We start from the raw sequence: 19208 nt of genomic DNA, 5'->3' as shown, positions 1-19208 counted from the left end.
CTTACCATTTTTGGGCGGCCCAATCACCGTCGCGGGGTCAGGGCCCGGGGGGAGGGGCGGAGGCGTGCTGCCAGTACGGGTCGCGGTAGAGCACCACGGTTGTGCCGCGGATCAGCTCGTCCGGGGCGGAGATCAGGACGAGTTCGCCGTCGGCCTCCAGCCGGCGGAGGACGTCGCGGACCCGGGGGCCGACGGGCAGGCGCCCAACCGGCAGGTCGAGGGTGGCGCGGACCGTGTCGGCCACCTCGGAGAGCCGGAACGGTCCCGGGAGCGGGGCGATCAGCTCGCGGACGAGGTCGACGGTGATCGTGGCCTCGGCCTCGGCGCAGGCGAGCTCCCAGGTGAGCTGTACCGTGCGCCGGCCGGTTCCGGCGCACGACGTGCAGCTCTGGGAGAAGGACGGGACGATCTGCTCGGTCGCCGAGCCCAGGCAGGTGGTGCACTGGTTGGTCTCCATCGCGTGCGACTCCGCGGCGCTCCGGTCCGCCAGGGGTCTGCCGCACAGGCACAGGTAGGTCCGGAATCCGCCGCGGACCAGGACGAGGTCGTCGGCGTCGTCCGGTATCTCACTCCATCGTGTGGTTATGGTGTGCTTTTTCATGGTCTGGTGACCTTACCCACTCTGATTGCCCTACCGCAGTTCGACGGGCACCACCCGTACCGGAGCGCTCCACAACCATCCCTCGGTGACGTAGGTGGCGGTCAGCAACGTCATCAGGGCCAGGGCTCGTTCCGTCGAGGTCGACGGATGCGCTCCGCAGTCGCCGAACCGGCACATCCACAGCTCGAACAGGCTGTCGTGGCCGAGCTGCTGGTAAACCGCGGGCCGGGCGACGCTGACGCCGTCCCGCCAGATGTCGACCGAGGAACTGGTCAGCGGGAACCCGCCGGCCAGGACTCCGCCGCCCGCGGTGACCAGCCGGGCGACGGTGTCGTGCACCGGCAGGGCGCCGCCGGTCTGGAAGAGCACGACCCCGCCTCCCGGAGGCCCCGCCACCCGCAGGGTCTCGACGGGGGAGTCGTGCTCCATCCTCAACAGCGCCTCGGGCCCGACCGGCGGGCAGTGCTCGGGAACGGCCCCCAGCCGGTGGATCACCTCGTCCTCGCTCACCCCGCCGACGAACGCGACGCAGAACTCCTCGTTGTAGTTCTCGTAGGAGAACATCATCTCGTCCACGGTGTCCTGGATCTCACGGAGCCTCGGGCCGATCCGGGGAGCCCCGGGGAGGTGGACGAACAGGTCCGCCAGCTCGGTGAAGAGCGCCTGAAGGCCGGGAGAGCGCCCGGCGATGCACGGTCTCCAGGGGTCTGCCCCCGCGGCCAGCAGCACCCGGACGGCGTCGTCGTGGCCGTGGCGCACGGCCTCCCAGAGCGGGGTGGCCCCGTCGTCGTCGGCGGGGTCGACCTCGGCGCCCCAGGCGAGGAGCAGTTCGATCAGCCCGGCCGCACCCTCCTGTGCGGCCCGGTGCAGCGGTGTGGACCCCTGCCGGGGGAGCCGCCGACCGGGGCCGAGCCCGCCCGGCGGCTGTTCGCGGACCTCGGCCGGGTTGCTGTCACGCCAGGCATCGATGATCTCATCCCACTCGCTGTCGCTCACTGTCACCCCATCTTGTGGCTCTGACAGGATCAAATCACCCTAAGGCGACATTTTCGATCAAACCTATACGGGAGGGCCGGTCGGTGATTCGGGCCGACCGGCCTAGGGTGCGTAGACGGATGTTCTTGAGGGAGGCGTGACATGTCGGTTCTCGTAGCGTTCAGCGTGACCCCGATCGGAGCCGGGGAGGACGTCGGCGAACTCGTCGCGGAGGCCGTGCGGGTGGTTCGCGCGTCAGGGCTGCCCAACCGGACCGACGCCATGTTCACCACGGTCGAGGGGGAGACCTGGGACGAGGTCATGGCCGTGGTGAGGGGCGCGGTCGAGGCGGTCGAGGCGCGGTGCGGACGGGTCAGCCTCGTGCTCAAGGCCGACGTCCGCGCGGGGCGTACGGGCGGACTGGACGCCAAGGTCGCCACCGTCGAACGCCACCTCGCCTAGACCGCGCACCGGCGGGATCTCCGGATCGGGAACACCGGCGGGGCCGGGATCGGTTACATGATCGGGCGACTTGGGGAGCGTGCGCGGATGGCGGGAAACGGATCGATGGGGCGTGCCCTGGTGGGCGGGCTGGCGCTGGCCGCCGCCGGGTGGGCGCTGCGGGACGTTCCGGCCGCGCTGGGCGCCAGGGCCACGGGCGGGCGGCTGGCGCGGATGCGCCGGTCCCCCCGCTTCCGTGACGGCGCGTTCCGCAACCCGGTGGCCGCAGCCGCGGTGCCGCCGGGCACGGTGCCCAGACTGCTGGGCGAGATGGTCTTCGAGCGTGACGGCCGCCGTCCGCCCGGCCGGATCCCCCTGGTGACCTCTCCCGCCGTCAAGCCGTCCGCGACCGGCCTGAGCGCCGTCTGGTACGGCCACGCCACGACGCTGGTGGAGATCGAGGGACGGCGGGTGCTGTTCGACCCGGTGTGGAGTGACCGCTGCTCCCCGTCCCCGCTGATCGGCCCGCGGCGCCTGCACCCGCCGCCTGCGCCGCTGGCGGGCCTGCCCGTCGTCGACGCGATCGTGATCTCACACGACCACTACGACCACCTCGACATGGCGACGGTCCGGGCGCTCACCGCCCTGCAGGCGGCGCCGTTCCTGGTTCCGCTGGGGATCGGCGCGCACCTGGAGCGCTGGGGCGTGCCCCGCTCGCGGATCGTCGAGCTCGACTGGGAGGAGGAGACCCGGGTGGCGGGCCTGCGCTTCGTCGCCACCGCGGCCCGGCACTTCTCCGGGCGCACCCTGAACCGCAACCGGACCCTCTGGGGTTCCTGGGTGGTGGCCGGGCCGAACCGGCGGGTCTTCTACGCCGGAGACTCCGGATACTTCGACGGCTACGCCGCGATCGGCGCCGCGCACGGCCCCTTCGACCTGACGCTCATGCCCGTCGGGGCCTACAGCCCGAGCTGGCCGGACGTCCACATGACCCCGGAGGAGGCGGTCAACGCCCATCTCGACCTGGGGGGCGAGCTGTTCCTGCCCGTCCACTGGGCGACCTTCACCCTCGCCCTCCATCCGTGGGCCGAGCCGGTCGACCGCCTGTGGCGCGAGGCCAAGGCCCGCGACGTCCGCCTGGCGGTCCCCCGTCCGGGTGATCGCGTCGACGCCGACGACGCGCCCGCTCCGGACGGCTGGTGGGAGCTGCTCGGCGGATGAGCCTCAGGCGCCCCCGTCACCCCGGGGCCGCCAGGCGGGTGCGGGCGACGAGGTCGTGCGGGACCTCCGTGGAGGTCGCGGTGCCGGGATGCGGGGCGCCGGCCCGTTTCCCTCCCGATACCCCCTCGGCTGTTTCATTGAAACTTGGAATAAATCGCGCTCCGGAATATTCCCCGACCTTGTGAGAGGGGCGATATCTGGCTTACCAATCAGAATATGATGTCTTACTGTTTACCGATTTATGGGCCGGTGTTGGCCGTGCCTTCGGGTGGGGCGGCCGGTCTCGTTTTCCATCTGGGGGGACAGTGCCGGTCTTCGTCGTGCGCGCTGCGAGGTCGCCGAACCCATGAGCGCCTCCACCGGCACCGCGAAGATCATCCTCTATGACTACGAGCGGTTCAGCCGGCTCGCCGGTCCGGTGACCGAGCCGGAGCCGGGCCGGCCGTACCGGGTCCGCTACCGCTCCCTGCTGGCGAGCGAGCCGCACCGGGTGCGGGCGGTGCTGCTGATGGCCGCCGCGCTCGTCGTGGAGTTCACCCTGATGGCGTGGCTGCTGCTGCCCGAGCACTGGACGGTCCGCCCCGACCCCTACGGCGTGCTCCCGTGGTACCTGCCGCTGGCCGACCGGATCATGCTTGTGGCGATCGCCCTGATCGAGATGTTCCGCCTGGTCAGCGTGGTCTCCAACGTCCACGCCATGCTCGCGGCCAGGGATCCGGTCCCGGTCGTGCCCGAGTCCGGCACCCGGGTGGCCTTCATCACCACCTGCGTGCCCGGCAAGGAGCCGCTGGAGATGGTCAGGGAGACCCTGTCCGCGGCCCTGCAGATCCGCCACGACGGCCCGTTCGACGTGTGGCTGCTGGACGAGGGCGACGACCCCGACATCCACGAGCTCTGCGACTGGCTGGGCGCGCACCACTTCACCCGCAAGGGCGTGCCCGAGTGGAACCGGCCCAGGGGCTCCTTCCGGGCGAAGACCAAGCACGGCAACTACAACAGCTGGCTGGCCGCGCACGGCGACGACTACGACTTCTTCGTCTCGGTCGACACCGACCACGTGCCGCTGCCCGAGTTCTGCGAGCGCATGCTCGGCTACTTCCGCGACCCGAGGGTGGCCTTCGTGGTCGGCCCCCAGGTCTACGGCAACTACGCCACCGGGGTCACCAAGGCCGCCGAGAGCCAGCAGTTCCTCTTCCACTCGCTGATTCAGCGCGCCGGCAACCTGTACGGGGCACCCATGTTCGTCGGCACCAACAACGCCGTGCGGATCCGGGCGCTCAAGCAGATCGGAGGCCTGTACGACTCGATCACCGAGGACATGGCCACCGGCATCGAGTTTCACCGCGCCCGCGACCCGGAGACGGGGCGGCGCTGGATGTCGGTCTACACCCCGGACGTGCTCGCGGTCGGCGAGGGGCCGTCGTCGTGGACCGACTTCTTCAGCCAGCAGCTCCGCTGGAGCCGGGGCACCTACGAGACACTGCTCACCCAGTTCTGGCGGGCGGCGTTCCGGCTGTCACCCGGCAGGCTGTTCAACTACAGCCTGATGGTGACGTTCTATCCGATGTCCGCGTTCAACTGGCTGCTGGCCGGGCTGAGCGCCCTCCTCTTCATGGCGGTGGGAGGCTCCGGCGTGACCGTTCCCATGGACGTGTGGCTGATGTTGTACGGCGACGCGGCGCTGCTGCAGGTCATGCTCTACACCTGGAACCGGCGGCACAACGTCAGCCCGCACGAGCCCGAGGGCTCCTCGGGGGTGGCGGGAATGGTGATGTCGGCCGTGTCGGCGCCCATCTACGTGGCGTCGCTGGCCGGGGCCGCGCTACGGCGGCCCAGCAGGTTCGTGGTCACCCCCAAGGGCGACTCGGCCAGCCCCGACCGGATCGCCACCTTCCGTATCCACCTGTGGTGGGCCGGTATCTTCGGCGGCGGCCTGCTGCTCACCCTGTTCTGGACCGGTCATGTGCACCTGGTCATGACCCTCTGGAGCGTTCTGGCCCTCGTGATCTGCCTGGGGCCCCTGGTGGCCTGGGCCTGCACCCGCCGGGAGGGCCGTTGAGCCGACTGCGGAAGAACCTGTTCGCCGCCGCCGTGGTGGCCGTCGTCGTCGGGGTCAACCTGCCGGCCGTCTCCGGGTTCGCCTCCAGGAAGTGGCACGAGTACCGGATCGACCAGGACGACTACAAGGCGCGCTACGGCCGGTGGACCTTCCTGAACGTCCCGGACGAGTTCAAGGTCAACGCCATTCACGCGGCGCTGCTCCACACCGGCAAGGTGCTCATTGTCGCCGGCTCCGGAAACAACGCGGCCAACTTCGCCAAGGGCACGTTCAAGACGCTGCTCTGGGATCCGGCCAGGCCGGGACAGGAGGGCGAGTTCAAGCTGATCGACACGCCCGTCGACTTCTTCTGTGCCGGGCATGTGATGCTGCCCAGCGGAAACCTTCTCATCGCCGGCGGCACACTCCGCTTCGAGGTGCTCAAAAGCAGGGTCAAGCGGGCCGGCGGGCCCCTGGTGGTGAAGAACGAGGATCCGGACGCCCAGCCCAGGCACCTGCACCCCGGCACGCTGGTCGCCGCCCCCACCGGGCAGCTGTACCGCACCACCGCCCACATCACGGTGCCGCCCGCGAAGAAGGTCGAGACCGGCCTGCCGGGAAAGGCGCGGATCACGCCCAGCGAGACCAAGGTCTTCGCCGAGGCCGTTGCCGAGGGCGCGCCCGGCCTGTTCACCTCGGCCGAGGGCTCCGTCAGATACCGGATCCAGGGGCTCACCGGCCGGGAGAGGCGGAACCTGTACGCCATGGGTGCGAGCATGACGCTCGAAAAACAGGACTTCCAGGGCATCAGGGACGCCTACGAGTTCGACCCCGTGGCCGAGCGCTACCTCAAGGTCCAGGACATGAACGAGGGCCGCTGGTATCCCACGATGACCGCGCTGCCCGACGGCCGCGTGATGACGGTCTCCGGCCTGGACACCGTGGGCCAGGTCACCAGGGACAACGAGATCTACGATCCGGGGACCAAGACCTGGCGGCCGGGCCCCAAGCGGTTCTTCCCCACCTACCCGGCGCTGTTCCTGCTCGACGACGACACCCTCTTCTTCTCCGGGATGAGCGCCGGGTACGGCCCGGGCCAGCTCGCGCTCCGTCCCCCCGGTGTCTGGGACTACCGCCACGACACCGACCGCCCGGTGAAGACCTCCGGGGGGGCCGGAGGCGTGGCACCGGACGAGATGGAGGCGTTCACCCCGGTCCCCGGCCTGCCCGAGCCCGAGCTCAACGAGACCGGCGCCTCGGTGCTGCTGCCCCCCGCGCAGGACCAGAAGATCATGGTCATGGGCGGCGGCCCGGTGGGGGAGCGCCAGCCGGGCCAGAAGAACGCCACCGACCGGACCGCCCTCATCGACTTCAAGGAGCCCGCGCCCCGCTACGTCCGCGGCCCGAACCTCTCCGACCCGGTGCGCTACCCGTCGGCGGTGCTCCTCCCCGACGACACCGTGTTCTCCTTCAACGGCTCCGGCGACTACCGGGGCCGGGGCGGCAGCGACGTGCTGCGGGCCGAGGTCTACCATCCGGAGAGCAACAGCTTCCACGAGGCCGCCGCGCCCGCGGTGGGCCGCAACTACCACGCCGAGGGGTTGCTGCTGCCCGACGGCAGGGTGCTCGGCATGGGCTCCGACCCGCTCTTCGGCGACGAGGGCGGCACGGTCCCCGGCGCGTTCGACCAGCGGGTCGAGGTCTACACCCCCGCCTACCTGTTCAACGGTGAACGGCGCCCGGTGTTCACCGGAGGGCGGCGGGCGCTGCGCCTGGGCGGCAGGGCGGGTTTCAAAACCCCCGACGCCAGGCGCATCAGGCAGGTGCGGCTGATGCGGCCGAGCGCGGTCACCCACGTCACGGACGTGGAACAGCGCTCCGTCAGCGTCGACTTCACCCGGGTGTCCGGCGGCATCGTCGTCACGGTCCCGGCCAACCCCGCGCTGGTGCCGCCCGGTTGGTACATGATGTTCGGGGTCACCGGAGAGGGAACCCCGTCCCAGGCCCGCTGGGTCCACATCCGGGGAGACCGAGTCCGAGGAGATCGATGAACAGGTACGGCCGCGCCGCCGGCGCCCTCGCCCTCGCCCTCGCCGCGGCGGCCTGCGCCGGCGACCCCACCCCGTCCGGGGGCTCGGCACCCCCGGACGGCTCCACGGGTTCCACCGGCTCCGGGGAGACGCGGTTCTACGTGGACCCCGACGGCGCCGCGGCCCAGGAGGTCCGCAGGCTTCAGCGGGAGGGCAGGACCGGGGACGCGGCGCTGATCCGCAGGATCGCCGACCGGCCCAACGCGATCTGGATCGGCGACCCGGACCCGACGGCCCGGGTCGCCGCCGTCACCGAGAAGGCGCGGCGCGCCGGTCAGGTGCCCGTCCTGGTGGCCTACCACATCCCCGACCGCGACTGCGGCCGGTTCTCGGCGGGCGGGGCGTCGAACTCCGAGGAGTACCGCATCTGGATCCGCCGCTTCGCCGAGGGGATCGGCGACCGGCCCGCGTGGGTCGTCGTCGAACCCGACGCGCTGGCGCACATCCTGGACAACTGCACCCGGGGCGGCCGGGCGGCCGAACGCCTCGGCCTGCTCAGGACGGCGGTGGAGACGCTGAGGAGACAGCCTCGGGCCAAGGTCTATCTCGACGCGGGGAACGCCGGCTGGATCAGGAACCCGGCCGACTGGGTCGAGCCGATGCGGCGGGCCGGGGTGGCCTCGGCCGACGGCTTCGCCTTCAACGTCAGCAACTTCTTCACCACCGAGGAGAGCGTCGCCGTCGCCCGGCGGCTCTCGGACGGCCTCGGCGGGGCCCCCTACGTGATCGACACCTCGCGCAACGGCAACGGCCCGCTGCCCGGCGCCCAGGGCGATGACATGTGGTGCAATCCGGCGGGCCGGGCGCTGGGCGCGGAGCCGACGACGAGGACCGGCCACGAGCGGGTGGACGCCTTCCTGTGGATCAAACGGCCGGGGGAGTCCGACGGCGAGTGCCATCGGGGTGAGCCCAGACCGGGCGAGTGGTTCCCCTCCTACGCGCTGGAGCTCGCGCGCAACGCGGGATAGCCGCCTGATTCGTTACATCTTGGATCTTGCAGGTGGACTTTGCCGTGCAGGACATTGACCGGAGTTGTCAATTTTCATCGATCTCCGGGAGTCCCCCTCGATGAACAGGTGGAAAACAGTCCTCATCGCCTTGGCGGTCGCCCTGCCCTCCGGGGTCCTGCCGGCCGCGGCCGCGCGATCCGCGGTCGCCCCGATCGAGAACGACGAGACCCAGCCGGTCCACTCGCGCGCCGAGGCCCTGACGGAGACCGTGTTCGTCGAGGTCGCCGGGGTCGACAGCGACCACGACGACCGTCCGGACCGGGTCGCCGTTGACATCATGCGGCCCAGGGAGACCGCGTCCGGGCTGAAGGTCCCGATCATCATGGAGGCCAGCCCCTACTACGGGGGCGGCAACGACGTGCCCAACCACGTGGTGGACCTCGACGGCTCCGACCCCGCGGGCATGGACTACCGGCGCAACAAGTTCAACGACCTGCGCGACGAGATGTTCGGCCTCGACGAGGGCCTGAACGACGCCCGCGCGACCGTGCCGCCGTTCCGCGGCTACTACGACAACTACTTCGTCCCGCGCGGCTACGCCGTGGCGCTGGTGGAGAACCTCGGCTCGGGCCGTGCGACCGGCTGCCCGACGACCGGCCTGGACAACGAGACCGCCGGGCCCAAGGCCGTGATCGACTGGCTCAACGGCAGGGCCCGCGCGTTCGACGCGGCCGGAAATGCCGTGGAGGCCGGCTGGTCCACCGGAAACGTCGGCATGATCGGGGTCTCCTACAACGGCACGCTCGCCAACGCGGTCGCCGCGACCGGCGTCAAGGGGCTCAAGACCATCGTGCCGATCGCCGCCATCTCCTCCTGGTACGACTACTACCGCGCGGGCGGCGGCGTGCTGGCCCCCGGCGGATACCAGGGTGAGGACGCCGACGTGCTGGCCCGCTACGTCCTGACCCGGGAGAACGCCGAGCAGGCCTGTGGCCCGCTGATGGACCGGATCGGACACGACCAGGACCGGGTCACCGGCGACTACTCCGACTTCTGGGACCGCCGCAACTATCTCAACGACGTGCGCCGGGTCCGCGCCTCCGTCTTCGCGGTGGCCGGCCTCAACGACTGGAACGTCAAGACCAAGCACACCGTCCAGTGGTGGGACGCCCTCGCCCGTCGGGGTGTGCCGCGCAAGATCTGGCTGCACCAGGGCCCGCACTTCAACCCCTTCTCCTACGCCCAGCGCAACGCCGAGTGGCTGCGCCAGCTCCACCACTGGTTCGACTTCTACCTGTACGGCCTGCGCAACGGCATCATGGACGAGCCGCAGGCGGACGTGGAGTCGGGGCCGGGCCAGTGGGCCAGGCACGCCTCCTGGCCGCTGCCCGGCACCCGTGACGTACGGCTGCGCCTGGCCGCCGGCACCGGCGGCCGCAACGGCACACTGGGCCGGGAACGCTCGGACGGCCACACCGTCGAGTCGTTCACCGACCAGAGCGCCCGCACCGCCGAGCAGCTCGCCGAGAACGTCACCGCCACCGACCCCAACCGCCTGGCCTACCTGTCCGCCACCCTGACCAGGGACGTCCGGCTGTCCGGCACCCCGAGCGTGTCGGTCAGGGCCGCGTTCGCGGGCGGGCGCTCGCCGTACCTCACGGCCCTGCTGGTCGACTACGGCACCGACACCCGCGCCTCGGGCGACGTCGTCTACGGCACCACCCCGGTCTGTTACGGCCAGGGCGTGCCGGGCGACACCGGCTGCGCCCGGCTCGCCGAGCACGTCACGGTGACCGCCCCATACAAGATCATTACCAGGGGGTGGCTGGACGTCCGCAACCGCCACTCCGCCTCCAGGACCGAGCTGCTCCGCGAGGGCGGGTTCTACGACTTCGACCTCGACCTCCAGCCCGGCGACTACGTCGTCAAGGCCGGTCACCGGCTGGGTGTCGTGCTCATCTCCACCGACCGCGACTTCACCCTCCGCCTGCCCCCCGGAACCAGGGTCTCGGTGGAGCCGGGCGCGGGCTCCGTCCGGCTCCCCCTCGTCGGCGGACGGGACGCCCTCGACTGATCCGCGCCGGCGGCCGGACGGCACCGTGCCCCTCCCGCGGTGTCGCCCGGATCGTCCGGTGCCGCTCCGGCTTCCGCGCGGTGACCGGCCGCCCCCCGGGCGCGGCCGGGGACGACCCCGAGGGGTGACCCTGGCTTGTCCCTGACTTCGGCCTCCCGCCCTGCCGCCGGGCCGTACCGGCACGTAGCGTGGAGATATGGGACGAATTCTACTGATCGTGGCGGCCGTGGTGCTCGCCTTCCTCCTGCTCGGCTCGCTCCTGGGCTTTCTCTTCGGCCTGCTCAAGTGGGCTCTGATCATCGGCCTGGTCGCCGTGGTGGTCATGTTCGCGGCCAGGCTCTTCCGCTCCTCCGGCGTCGGCGACTGACACGCGCGGTGTCACGAGGGCCGGCTGACCCGCCCGCCGGCGACCACGCAGGAGAGGTCGCAGTACCGGGCGGCCAGGGCCAGGTCGTGGCTGATGACGACGAGGGCCAGGTCCCGCTCACGGCGGAGCCGGGCCAGCAGCCCCATGAGGGACTCCGCGGTCGCCGGGTCGAGCGCGGAGGTCACCTCGTCGCAGATCAGCACGTCCGGGTCGGCGGCGAGCGCGCGGGCGACCGCCACCCGCTGGCGCTGACCGCCGGAGAGCTCGTGCGGCAGACGACCGGCGGTCTCCGGCGGCAGGCCGACGTCCTCCAGCAGCCGGCCGACCCGCGCGGATACGTCCGAGGCGCGCCGGTGGAGCCGTAGCGGCCGCGCGAGCGCGTCGCCGACCGTACGGACCGGGTTGAGGGTGCCCAGCGGATCCTGCGGGACCAGCTGGACGCGGCGGCACTGCTCGCGGCTGCGCCGGGCGGCCCGCAGGGGGAGCGGGCGGCCGTCGAGCTCGACGACGCCCTCCGCCCGGGGGTGCAGTCCGCCGAGCACCCTGGCCAGGGTGGTCTTCCCCGAGCCGGAGACCCCGCTCACCGCCAGTGACGTGCCCCGGCACAGGTCGAGATCGACACCGGACAGGATCGTCCGCGCGCCCGCCCTGGCCGACACCCCTCGCACGATGAGCAGCGGCGGTCCGCCCGGCGGGGCCGCGCGCCGCGCGGAGGCCGTGGGCGCGGGCCCGCGGGAGGAGGAGCCGACCGGCACCACCTCGTCGGCGATCCCGGCCACCAGCTCCGGGTCGTGGGAGGCCAGCACCACGGCCATGTCGTGCCGGTCGGCCAGCTCCCGGATCAGCTCGCCGATCTCCGCCGCCAGCGCGGCGTCCAGCCCGGCCGTCGGCTCGTCCAGCAGCAGCAGAGCGGGGCGGCGGGACAGGGCCCGGGCGATGGCGACGCGCCGCTGCTGCCCGCCGGAGAGCTGGTGCGGACGGCGGGCCAGCATCTTGTCGGTGCCCGGCAGCCGGACCTCGGTCAGCAGCCGGCGCAGGTCGGCGCGTGACGGGCGTCCCGGGGAGAGTTCGCCGAGCAGCCGCCCGACCCGCATCCTGGGGTTCAGACGCGACGCCGGATCCTGGTCGACGGAGCCGATGTGGTCGCGGCGCAGCGCGCGCAGCCGTACCGGATCCAGTTCGAAGACCTGGTGGCCGAGCACCCGCGCCTGCCCGGAACGACGGACCAGGCCGGTGGGGAGCGCGCCGAGCAAGGCGCGCAGCAGCGTGCTCTTGCCCGCTCCGGACGGCCCGGTGAGCGCCACGACCCGCCCTCGGACGGCGGTGAGCGGCGGCCCCGTCACCACGGCCGCGCCCGTGGGAGCGGCCAGCACCAGTCCGTCCAGTTCGGCGACGACGGTCCCCGGGCGGTTCCGGGGCTCCGGCCCGCTCGATTCGGGCCCGCTCGATTCGGGACGGCCGGGGTCCGTCGCGGCCGTGGCCGTCCGGCCGCGCGCCGCCGGTCGATCCGGCTCCGGGCCGCCCGTCAGGGCGGAACACGGCGGACCGCCGGAGCCGGTCGTGTGCCGGCCGGTGGTGTTCAAGGTCTCCGCACCGCCTGTCGCCGAGTTCCCGGCATCAGCGTGGCCGCGGCCACCTGCACCGCTCCCGCCAGCAGGCCGATGGCCAGGCTGGGCGCGACCACCGACCACGGGTTGAGCATGACGCCCGGCCCGTTCTCCCGGATCATGAGCGCCCAGTCGGCGGCGGGCGGCGTCGGGCCCACCTCCAGGAACGCCGCCGTGGACACCACGTAGACCGCGGCCACGAAGCGCAGCCCCAGCAGGGTCAGCAGGGTCGCGCGCAGGTTGGGCAGCACCTCGCGCCAGATCAGCCGGGGCAGGCGCTCCCCTCCGGCCAGCGCCGCCTCCACGTAGCCCGACCCCGCGACGGGCGCGGCGGCGCCCGCCACGACCCGGACGGCGTACGGCAGGCCGGCCGCGATGGCGGCGACGACCAGGGCGACCCTGCCGCCGCCGTCCCAGGACAGCACCACCAGCAGCACGGCGAGCACGGAAGGAAGCAGGATCATCACGTCGGAGGCCCACTCGACGACCCGTCCGACGACCGGGCGCAGCACCGCGACGGTGCCGAGCGTCGCGGCGACCAGCGTGACCAGGCAGGCGACGACGGCGGAGGTGACCAGCAGCTCCCCGCCCCCGGCCAGCAGCCGGCTCAGCACGTCCCGTCCGAGCTGGTCGCCGCCCAGCGGGGCGCCGGACGACGGCGGGGCGTAGGGGGCCACGACCGGCGCGTCGATCGGATGCGGCGCCAGCACCGATCCGGCCAGCGCGAACCCGATGACCGCGGCCGCGGGAACGAGCCGGTACGGCATCCGGGCGCGGCGCCGTACCGGCACGGCCCCGCCCGGCTCCGGAACGGGGGACACGGGGGACACGGAGGTCACGGCCGCCTCACCGAGGCCCGGTTCCTGATCAGGTCCGAGGAGATCAGCACGGCGAGGATCACCGCGCCGGTGACCGCCACCACCCCCGCCACCAGGGGCGTGTCGCGGTTGCGCACGGCTCCGGCGAGGACCGTGCCCACGCCGGGATAGTTGAAGATCGCCTCCACGGCCACCGCGCCGCCCAGGAGCATCCCCACCGAGGTCGCGGCGCCCGCCGCGATCGCGGGCAGGGCTCCGGGGAGCACGTGCCGCAGGAGCACCCGCGCGGGTGGCAGGCCGTCCAGGATCGCGGCCTCCACGTGCGGGGCCGCCGACTCGTCGGCCAGTGCGGCGCGGACGATGCGGGTGTTCCACCCGATCTGCGGCACGGCCAGCGCCAGGACGGGCAGGATCAGCATGGACCAGGAGGCGGGACGGCCCGCCGGATCGGTCAGCGTCACCGCGGGGAGCAGACCGGCCCAGAGCGCGAGGAGCAGCACCAGAACGCTCGCGACCACGAACTCCGGCAGGGCCATGACGACCGTCGAGGTCGCGGAGACCGCCCGGTCGAGCCGGGAGCGGGGGCGCAGCGCGGCACCGCCGCCCAGGGCCAGCGCCGCGGCCACCGTGACGGCCAGGGCCGCGCCGCCCAGCAGCAGCGTGTTGGGGAGGTGACGGCCGATGACCTCCGAGACCCGATCCCCGCGCGCGGTCACGCCCAGGTCCCCGGTGGGCAGCGCGGTCATCCAGCCGAGAAAGCGGGTCCAGAGCGGCCGGTCCAGTCCCAGCTCGGCCCGCCGGGCCGCGACGTCGGCGGCGGAGGCGCCCCGGTCCACGGTGAAGGCCGCCGCGTCGCCGGGCAGGAACTCCATCGCCGCGAAGACCGTGGCGAGCAGCACCGCGAGCAGTGCCACCCGCCCGGCCAGGAACGCGGCGAGGAGGCTCAGCCGGCGAGCCACGCGCGCTCAAGCTGGACGCGGCCGTAGCCGGGGAGGGTGGGCAGGTCGCGCACCTTGGCGGCGGCCAGGTCGATGCCGTCGGCCATGCCCCACAGGAGATAGCCGGAGCGCTCGTGCTCGATCCTCTGCAGCTCCCTGAGGAACGGCGCCCGCGCCGCGGCGTCCGCCGTGCCGACGGCCCCGCGGTAGGCCGCGTCGAAGTCCCCGTTCTTCCAGCCGGCCTCGTTCTGGGCGGCCTCGGAGCTCAGGGTCTTGCCGGCGAAGAAGACCACCGAGTCGTTGGTGCCCCAGTAGGTGGTGTAGAGCGGGGCCTTGAGCCAGGTCCGGTCCCAGAAGACGCCGGGGTCCTGCTTGACGACCTTGACGTTCACCCCGGCCTCGCGGACCTGGGTGGCGAACAGCGTCGCCGACTCGGCCAGACCGGGGATGTCCTCGGTGGTGAACAGTTCGTAGGTCCTGGCCCGGTCGAAGCCAGCCTCCTTCAGGAGCGCGTCCGCCCGGGTGAGGTCGCGGGTGCGCTGCGGCAGGTCTTTCGCGTAGGCGGGGTCGGCGGTGCCCAGGATGTCGTTGGCTACGGTGCCGTAGCCGGACAGGACCTGCCTGACCATGGCCTCGCGGTCCACGGCCAGCCGCAGCGCGAGCCGTACCCGCTCGTCGGCGAAGGGGCCGTCCGCGGTGCGCATCACGATCGGCATGGACATGTCGTGGGGGCGGCGGACCACCTGGATGTCACCGCGTCCCTCCGCGGTGCGGGCGGCGACCGCGCCGACGTTGGAGGCCAGGTCGATCTGGCCGGTGAGCACGGCGCCTGCCATGGCCTGCGGAGACTCGAACATCCGCACCTCGACGGCGTCCGGCGCGACCTTGCCGCCGTGCCACCGGTCGTTGCGGACCAGGCGGGCGTTGCCGTTCTGGAAGGACTCCAGGCGGAACGGGCCGGTGCCGGGCGCGCCCGTCACGTCCTTGGTGTCCTTCTTCAGGGTGAAGGTGGTCAGCCGGAGCAGCAGGGGGAGCTCGCTGTTGGCGTAGGACGAGGTGAGCACGACCGCGCCCCCGTCGGTCTTGATCGCGTCCGGCCCGACGCCGGGCATCCGGGACTGTCCGGAGGGCGTGGCGCGGAGCCTGCGCAGAGACCAGGCGACGTCCTCGGCGGTGACCGGGGAGCCGTCGTGGAAGGCCGCGTTCTCGGCGAGGACGAACCGCCAGCGCTTCAGATCGTCGCTCGGCTCCCACGAGGCCGCCAGGCGCGGCGCCACGTTGGGCGAGGCGCCGGGGACGGTCAGCGCGTCGTGGGTCAGCGCGAGGATGAGGTAGTCGCTCTCGTTGGCCTGGACCCCGTGCGGGTCGCGGGTGATCGAGGACGCCTTGCCCAGCGCCCCCACCCGCAGCACTCCGCCGCCGCCCGGCCGGGGCGCCGCCGCCGAGCCGGTGGGCGCCGGACCGTCCGACGGGGACCCGCAGGCCGCCAGCAGCAGACCGGCTCCCACCCCGGCACCGGCTCCGAACAGCTGCCGCCTTGTCAAGGTCACGACCATCCCGCTCTCACATCGGCAGTTCAAGGTAAGGTATGCCTATCCTAAAATCACGGACGCGGCAAATAAGGATGTGACGGTGCTCCAAGAGAGCCGGAGGCTCGCCGGGCTCGCCCTGCCGCTCGCCCTGACCCAGCTCGCCCAGGTCGCCCTCACCACCACCGACATGGTGATGATGGGCCTGCTCGGCACCGAGGCCCTGGCCGCGGGCGGCCTGGCGATCGTGCTCTTCAACCAGTTGCGCACCATGGGGGTCGGCCTGGTGACGGGGCTGGGCAACCAGGTCGCCGCGGCGTCCGCGGTGGGCGAGGGGCCCGGGGAGCTCCGTGCCCTCGTGCGGGCGGGCATGGCGCTGGCCACCCTGGCCGGAACGGCCGGAGCCCTGCTCATGGTGGGCCTGGGCCACGCCCTCGCCTGGCTCGGCCAGGACCCCGGGGTGATCGAGCTCGCCCGGCCGATGCTGCTGGCCCTCGCGCCCGGCCTGGTGCCGTGCCTGTGGTTTCAGGTGATCCGGCAGTTCACCGTCGGCATGCGGCGGCCCGGGGCGCTGGTGTGGATCACCGTGGCGTCCATCGCGGTGAACGCCGGCCTGAACTGGCTGCTCATCCACCCCTTCGGTCTCGCCGGGGTGGGCCTGGCGACCGCGCTGGTCCACCTGCTGTCCTTTCTGGCGCTCCACGCGGTGACCCGGCGCGACGCCGAACTCGCCCCCGTGCTCGCGCTGGACGCCTGGCGGGTCCGCCCCGGTCACCTGCGCGGCCTGGCCCGCCTCGGCGCGCCGATCGCGGCGACCTACGGCTCGGAGGCCGGGTTCTTCTCGGTGGTCGCGCTGCTCATGGGCGGCTTCGGCGCCGCGGCCCTCGCCGCGCACACCGCCGTCAGCCAACTCGTCTACATCGTCTTCCAGGTGAGCGTCGGCCTCTCCCACGCCGCGTCGATCGGCGTCAGCGGCGCGGCGGCGGTGGGAGGGTACGGCTCCGCGGCGCGGGCGGGCCGGACCGCGCTCGTCCACGGCGCCGTGGTCGCGACCGTGATCGCCGCCGTCTACCTCCTGATGCCCGGTGTGGTGCTGGCCCCCTTCCTCGACGCGGAGCAGGGCGCGTCGGCGGTGGCCGCGCACCTGCTCGTGGTGGCCGCCGTGCTGCAGTACTTCGACAGCGCCCAGAACATCGGCGTCGGCCTGCTGCGCGGCCTCGGCGACACCGGGTCCGGCCTCCGCATCACCCTCGTCGGCTACTGGGCCGTCGGCCTGCCGGCCGCGTGGCTGCTCGGCCGCGTCGCCGGGGCCGGGCCGGTCGGCGCGTGGACCGGTCTGCTGGCCGGGCTCGCCGTCACCGCGGTCCTGCTGCTGCTCCGCTTCCGCCGTACCCTCGCCGTCCTCGCCGTCCGTGCCGGGGCCGGCTGAGGGGCCGGGGGCGGGCCGCGTCCGGCGGGGCTCCTACCAGCGGCGGCGTTCCGTCCCCAGGCCCAGGGCCCTGGCCACCTCGCCGATGTTGTGGAACTCCCCGTCGGGCAGGTCGCGCAGGCTCGCCACGAGGCTGTCGGGGGCCATCTTCGCGTCGGCGTGCTCCAGAAGGTCGTCGCGGTCCGCGGGCCACCGGGCGTCGCTCAGCCATTTGGCGAGGGAGCTCCGGCGTTCGACGTCCGCGGGGGTGATCCCCCGTGGCGTGCCCGGCTCGTGCCCCGGTGGATATCTCCTGGGCGCCGTCTCCTCGTCGGCGTCCCGGAGCGGTTCGGGCTCCAGCCACTCCTCGGCGTGGGTCGGGCCGCCGCCCCGGACCGCGCCCTCCACCTCGTGCTTCTGCCTCTCGTCCACGCGCGGGCCGTGCTTGGCGCTGCCACGTTCAGCGTTCATGCCCCCACCTTCCGAAATGTCAAGGAATGGGTTGTCATGAGGTGGCCGTACCCATTTCGGCGATCCCAAACTCCGGCCGACCGGCCGACATAAGCGGGATATGTCCTGAAATGTCGGGGAGAAGACTAGGTGGGGCGTCCGTGTCGGCCCCCGTCCAGCAGCTCTCGATTCCGACGGTCCCGCCGCCCGAGGGTGACGGCCGTCGAGGAGGTACTGATGGCGATCGCGACGATCAATCCGGCCACCGGTGAGACTCTGAAGACCTTCGAACCGTTCGGCGAGCACGAGGTGGAGGAGCGGCTCGTGCTCGCCACCGCCGAGTTCGGGACCTACCGGGGCACCGACCTCGAACAGCGGGCGGCCTGGATGCGGAGCACCGCCGACCTGCTGGAGGGCGAGCGGGAGGAGGTGGCGCGGCTGGTGACCACCGAGATGGGCAAGACGCTGGCCGCCGCCCGCGCCGAGGCCGCCAAATGCGTGCTCGGGATGCGCCACTACGCCGACCACGCCGAGGAACTGCTCGCCGACGAGGTGGCCGACGCGATGGTCGTGGGCGCGCGGCAGGCCTACGCGCGCTACCAGCCGCTGGGGCCGGTGCTCGCGGTGATGCCGTGGAACTTCCCGCTCTGGCAGGTGGTCCGGTTCGCCGCGCCGGCGCTGATGGCCGGCAACGTGGGACTGCTCAAGCACGCGTCGAACGTGCCGCAGACCGCGCTCTACCTGGGTGAGCTGTTCACCCGGGGGGGCTTCCCCCCGGGATGTTTCCAGACCCTGCTGATCGAGTCCGCGCGGGTCGAGCCCGTGCTGCGCGACAGCCGGGTGGTCGCGGTCACCCTGACCGGCTCCGAGGCCGCGGGCCGGGCGGTCGCCTCCATCGCGGGCGACGAGGTCAAGAAGACCGTCCTGGAGCTGGGCGGCTCCGACCCCTACATCGTGATGCCGTCCGCCGATCTCGACGCCGCCGTCTCCACCGCGGTCACCGCGAGGGTGCAGAACAACGGCCAGTCCTGTATCGCGGCCAAGCGGTTCATCGTGCACGCCGACGTGTACGACGACTTCGCCGACCGCTTCGTGGCCCGGATGGAGGAGCTGCGGGTGGGCGACCCGATGGACGAGTCGACCGACGTGGGGCCGCTCGCCACCGAGCAGGGGCTCGACGACGTGGAACGGCTGGTGGCCGACGCGGCCGGGCGCGGCGCGCGGGTGCTGTGCGGAGGGGTGAGCCCGGACAGGCCGGGCTGGTTCTACGAGCCGACCGTGCTCACCGACATCACCCCGGAGATGCGGGTGTTCGACGAGGAGGTGTTCGGCCCGGTGGCCTCGCTGTACCGGGTCGGGGACATCGACGAGGCGCTCGCCCTGGCCAACATCACCCCGTTCGGGCTCGGCTCCAACGTCTGGACCACCGACGAGCTGGAGCGGGAGCGTCTCATCACCGACCTGGCGGCCGGAATGGTCTTCGTCAACGGCATGGTCGTCTCGTATCCCCAGCTGCCGTTCGGCGGTGTCAAGAACTCCGGGTACGGCCGGGAGCTGGCCGCGCATGGCATCCGCGAGTTCTGCAACGTCAAGACCGTCTGGATCGGCTGAGGCCCGGCGGGAGGAACCCCGGCCGGTGAGCCGCCGGTGGACGGAGCCGCGGGGGAGCCGGCGGACCGGGGCGCGGGGTGGTGACGGGCG

General features: G+C 72.6%; 16 protein-coding genes. 9 read left to right on the top strand and 7 right to left on the bottom strand.

Going from position 1 to position 19208, the window contains the following annotated elements:
* Positions 1-37: 37 nt before the first annotated feature.
* Together ACWEF2_RS25605 and ACWEF2_RS25600 are read right to left on the bottom strand one after the other, a co-directional pair.
* Positions 38-601 (bottom strand): hypothetical protein, encoded by a 564-nt coding sequence (locus tag ACWEF2_RS25605; RefSeq protein ID WP_453818888.1) that lies wholly within the window; start codon positions 599-601, stop codon positions 38-40.
* A 30-nt stretch (positions 602-631) separates the two neighbouring features.
* Positions 632-1597, bottom strand: coding sequence for an ankyrin repeat domain-containing protein (locus ACWEF2_RS25600; protein ID WP_453818887.1), 966 nt, complete (start codon positions 1595-1597; stop codon positions 632-634).
* A gap of 141 nt (positions 1598-1738) precedes the next feature.
* On the opposite strand from ACWEF2_RS25600, the gene ACWEF2_RS25595 reads away from it, so the two are divergent.
* The 7 genes from ACWEF2_RS25595 (at position 1739) to ACWEF2_RS25565 (ending at position 10757) form a co-directional block, all read left to right on the top strand.
* Positions 1739-2038: an MTH1187 family thiamine-binding protein gene (locus tag ACWEF2_RS25595; protein WP_355599950.1), complete on the top strand. Its 300-nt coding sequence runs from the start codon at positions 1739-1741 to the stop codon at positions 2036-2038.
* An 87-nt stretch (positions 2039-2125) separates the two neighbouring features.
* Positions 2126-3238 (top strand): MBL fold metallo-hydrolase, encoded by a 1113-nt coding sequence (locus tag ACWEF2_RS25590; RefSeq protein ID WP_453818886.1) that lies wholly within the window; start codon positions 2126-2128, stop codon positions 3236-3238.
* A 346-nt stretch (positions 3239-3584) separates the two neighbouring features.
* Complete coding sequence (locus ACWEF2_RS25585) at positions 3585-5297, top strand: glycosyltransferase family 2 protein (protein WP_453818885.1); 1713 nt, start codon at positions 3585-3587, stop codon at positions 5295-5297.
* Positions 5294-7327, top strand: a complete 2034-nt coding sequence (locus ACWEF2_RS25580) for a galactose oxidase-like domain-containing protein (protein ID WP_453818884.1) — start codon at positions 5294-5296, stop codon at positions 7325-7327. The genes ACWEF2_RS25585 and ACWEF2_RS25580 overlap by 4 nt, the downstream gene beginning before the upstream one ends.
* A complete protein-coding gene (locus tag ACWEF2_RS25575) occupies positions 7324-8334 on the top strand; it encodes a glycoside hydrolase family 6 protein (RefSeq protein ID WP_453818883.1) in 1011 nt (336 codons plus the stop codon). The genes ACWEF2_RS25580 and ACWEF2_RS25575 overlap by 4 nt, the downstream gene beginning before the upstream one ends.
* 100 nt (positions 8335-8434) lie before the next feature.
* The gene (locus tag ACWEF2_RS25570) at positions 8435-10390 is read left to right on the top strand and encodes a Xaa-Pro dipeptidyl-peptidase (protein WP_453818882.1); all 1956 of its coding nucleotides are present in this window, start codon (positions 8435-8437) and stop codon (positions 10388-10390) included.
* A gap of 196 nt (positions 10391-10586) precedes the next feature.
* Positions 10587-10757: a hypothetical protein gene (locus tag ACWEF2_RS25565; RefSeq protein WP_453818881.1), complete on the top strand. Its 171-nt coding sequence runs from the start codon at positions 10587-10589 to the stop codon at positions 10755-10757.
* 11 nt (positions 10758-10768) lie between these two features.
* On the opposite strand, the gene ACWEF2_RS25560 is transcribed toward ACWEF2_RS25565, so the two are convergent.
* From ACWEF2_RS25560 to ACWEF2_RS25545, 4 genes are read right to left on the bottom strand one after another with little or no spacing between them, the layout of a single operon-like run.
* Entirely contained in the window at positions 10769-12340 is a 1572-nt protein-coding gene (locus ACWEF2_RS25560; protein ID WP_453818880.1) for an ABC transporter ATP-binding protein, read from the bottom strand.
* On the bottom strand, positions 12337-13203 hold the full coding sequence (locus ACWEF2_RS25555) for an ABC transporter permease (RefSeq protein ID WP_453818879.1): 867 nt from the start codon (positions 13201-13203) through the stop codon (positions 12337-12339). Before ACWEF2_RS25555 ends, ACWEF2_RS25560 begins: the two co-directional genes overlap by 4 nt.
* Positions 13200-14141 carry an ABC transporter permease gene (locus ACWEF2_RS25550; protein ID WP_453818878.1) on the bottom strand — a complete coding sequence of 314 codons (942 nt, stop codon included), beginning with the start codon at positions 14139-14141 and terminating at the stop codon, positions 13200-13202. Before ACWEF2_RS25550 ends, ACWEF2_RS25555 begins: the two co-directional genes overlap by 4 nt.
* On the bottom strand, positions 14126-15670 hold the full coding sequence (locus ACWEF2_RS25545; RefSeq protein ID WP_453818877.1) for an ABC transporter substrate-binding protein: 1545 nt from the start codon (positions 15668-15670) through the stop codon (positions 14126-14128). The genes ACWEF2_RS25550 and ACWEF2_RS25545 overlap by 16 nt, the downstream gene beginning before the upstream one ends.
* Positions 15671-15752: 82 nt before the next feature.
* Here ACWEF2_RS25545 and ACWEF2_RS25540 point away from each other — a divergent pair, with 82 nt between their 5' ends.
* On the top strand, positions 15753-17078 hold the full coding sequence (locus ACWEF2_RS25540; protein ID WP_453818876.1) for an MATE family efflux transporter: 1326 nt from the start codon (positions 15753-15755) through the stop codon (positions 17076-17078).
* A gap of 33 nt (positions 17079-17111) precedes the next feature.
* Here the strand turns inward: ACWEF2_RS25540 and ACWEF2_RS25535 are convergent, their stop codons facing one another.
* Complete coding sequence (locus tag ACWEF2_RS25535) at positions 17112-17528, bottom strand: DUF2795 domain-containing protein (protein WP_453818875.1); 417 nt, start codon at positions 17526-17528, stop codon at positions 17112-17114.
* A gap of 216 nt (positions 17529-17744) precedes the next feature.
* Between ACWEF2_RS25535 and ACWEF2_RS25530 the strand changes: the two genes are divergently transcribed.
* Positions 17745-19118 carry an NADP-dependent succinic semialdehyde dehydrogenase gene (locus ACWEF2_RS25530; protein WP_453818874.1) on the top strand — a complete coding sequence of 458 codons (1374 nt, stop codon included), beginning with the start codon at positions 17745-17747 and terminating at the stop codon, positions 19116-19118.
* Positions 19119-19208: the final 90 nt, after the last annotated feature.

It is taken from the genome of Streptosporangium sp. NPDC004631 (assembly GCF_053601935.1).
Note: the sequence above shows the minus strand (reverse complement) of the source record. Positions and strands in the feature narration are given on the sequence as shown.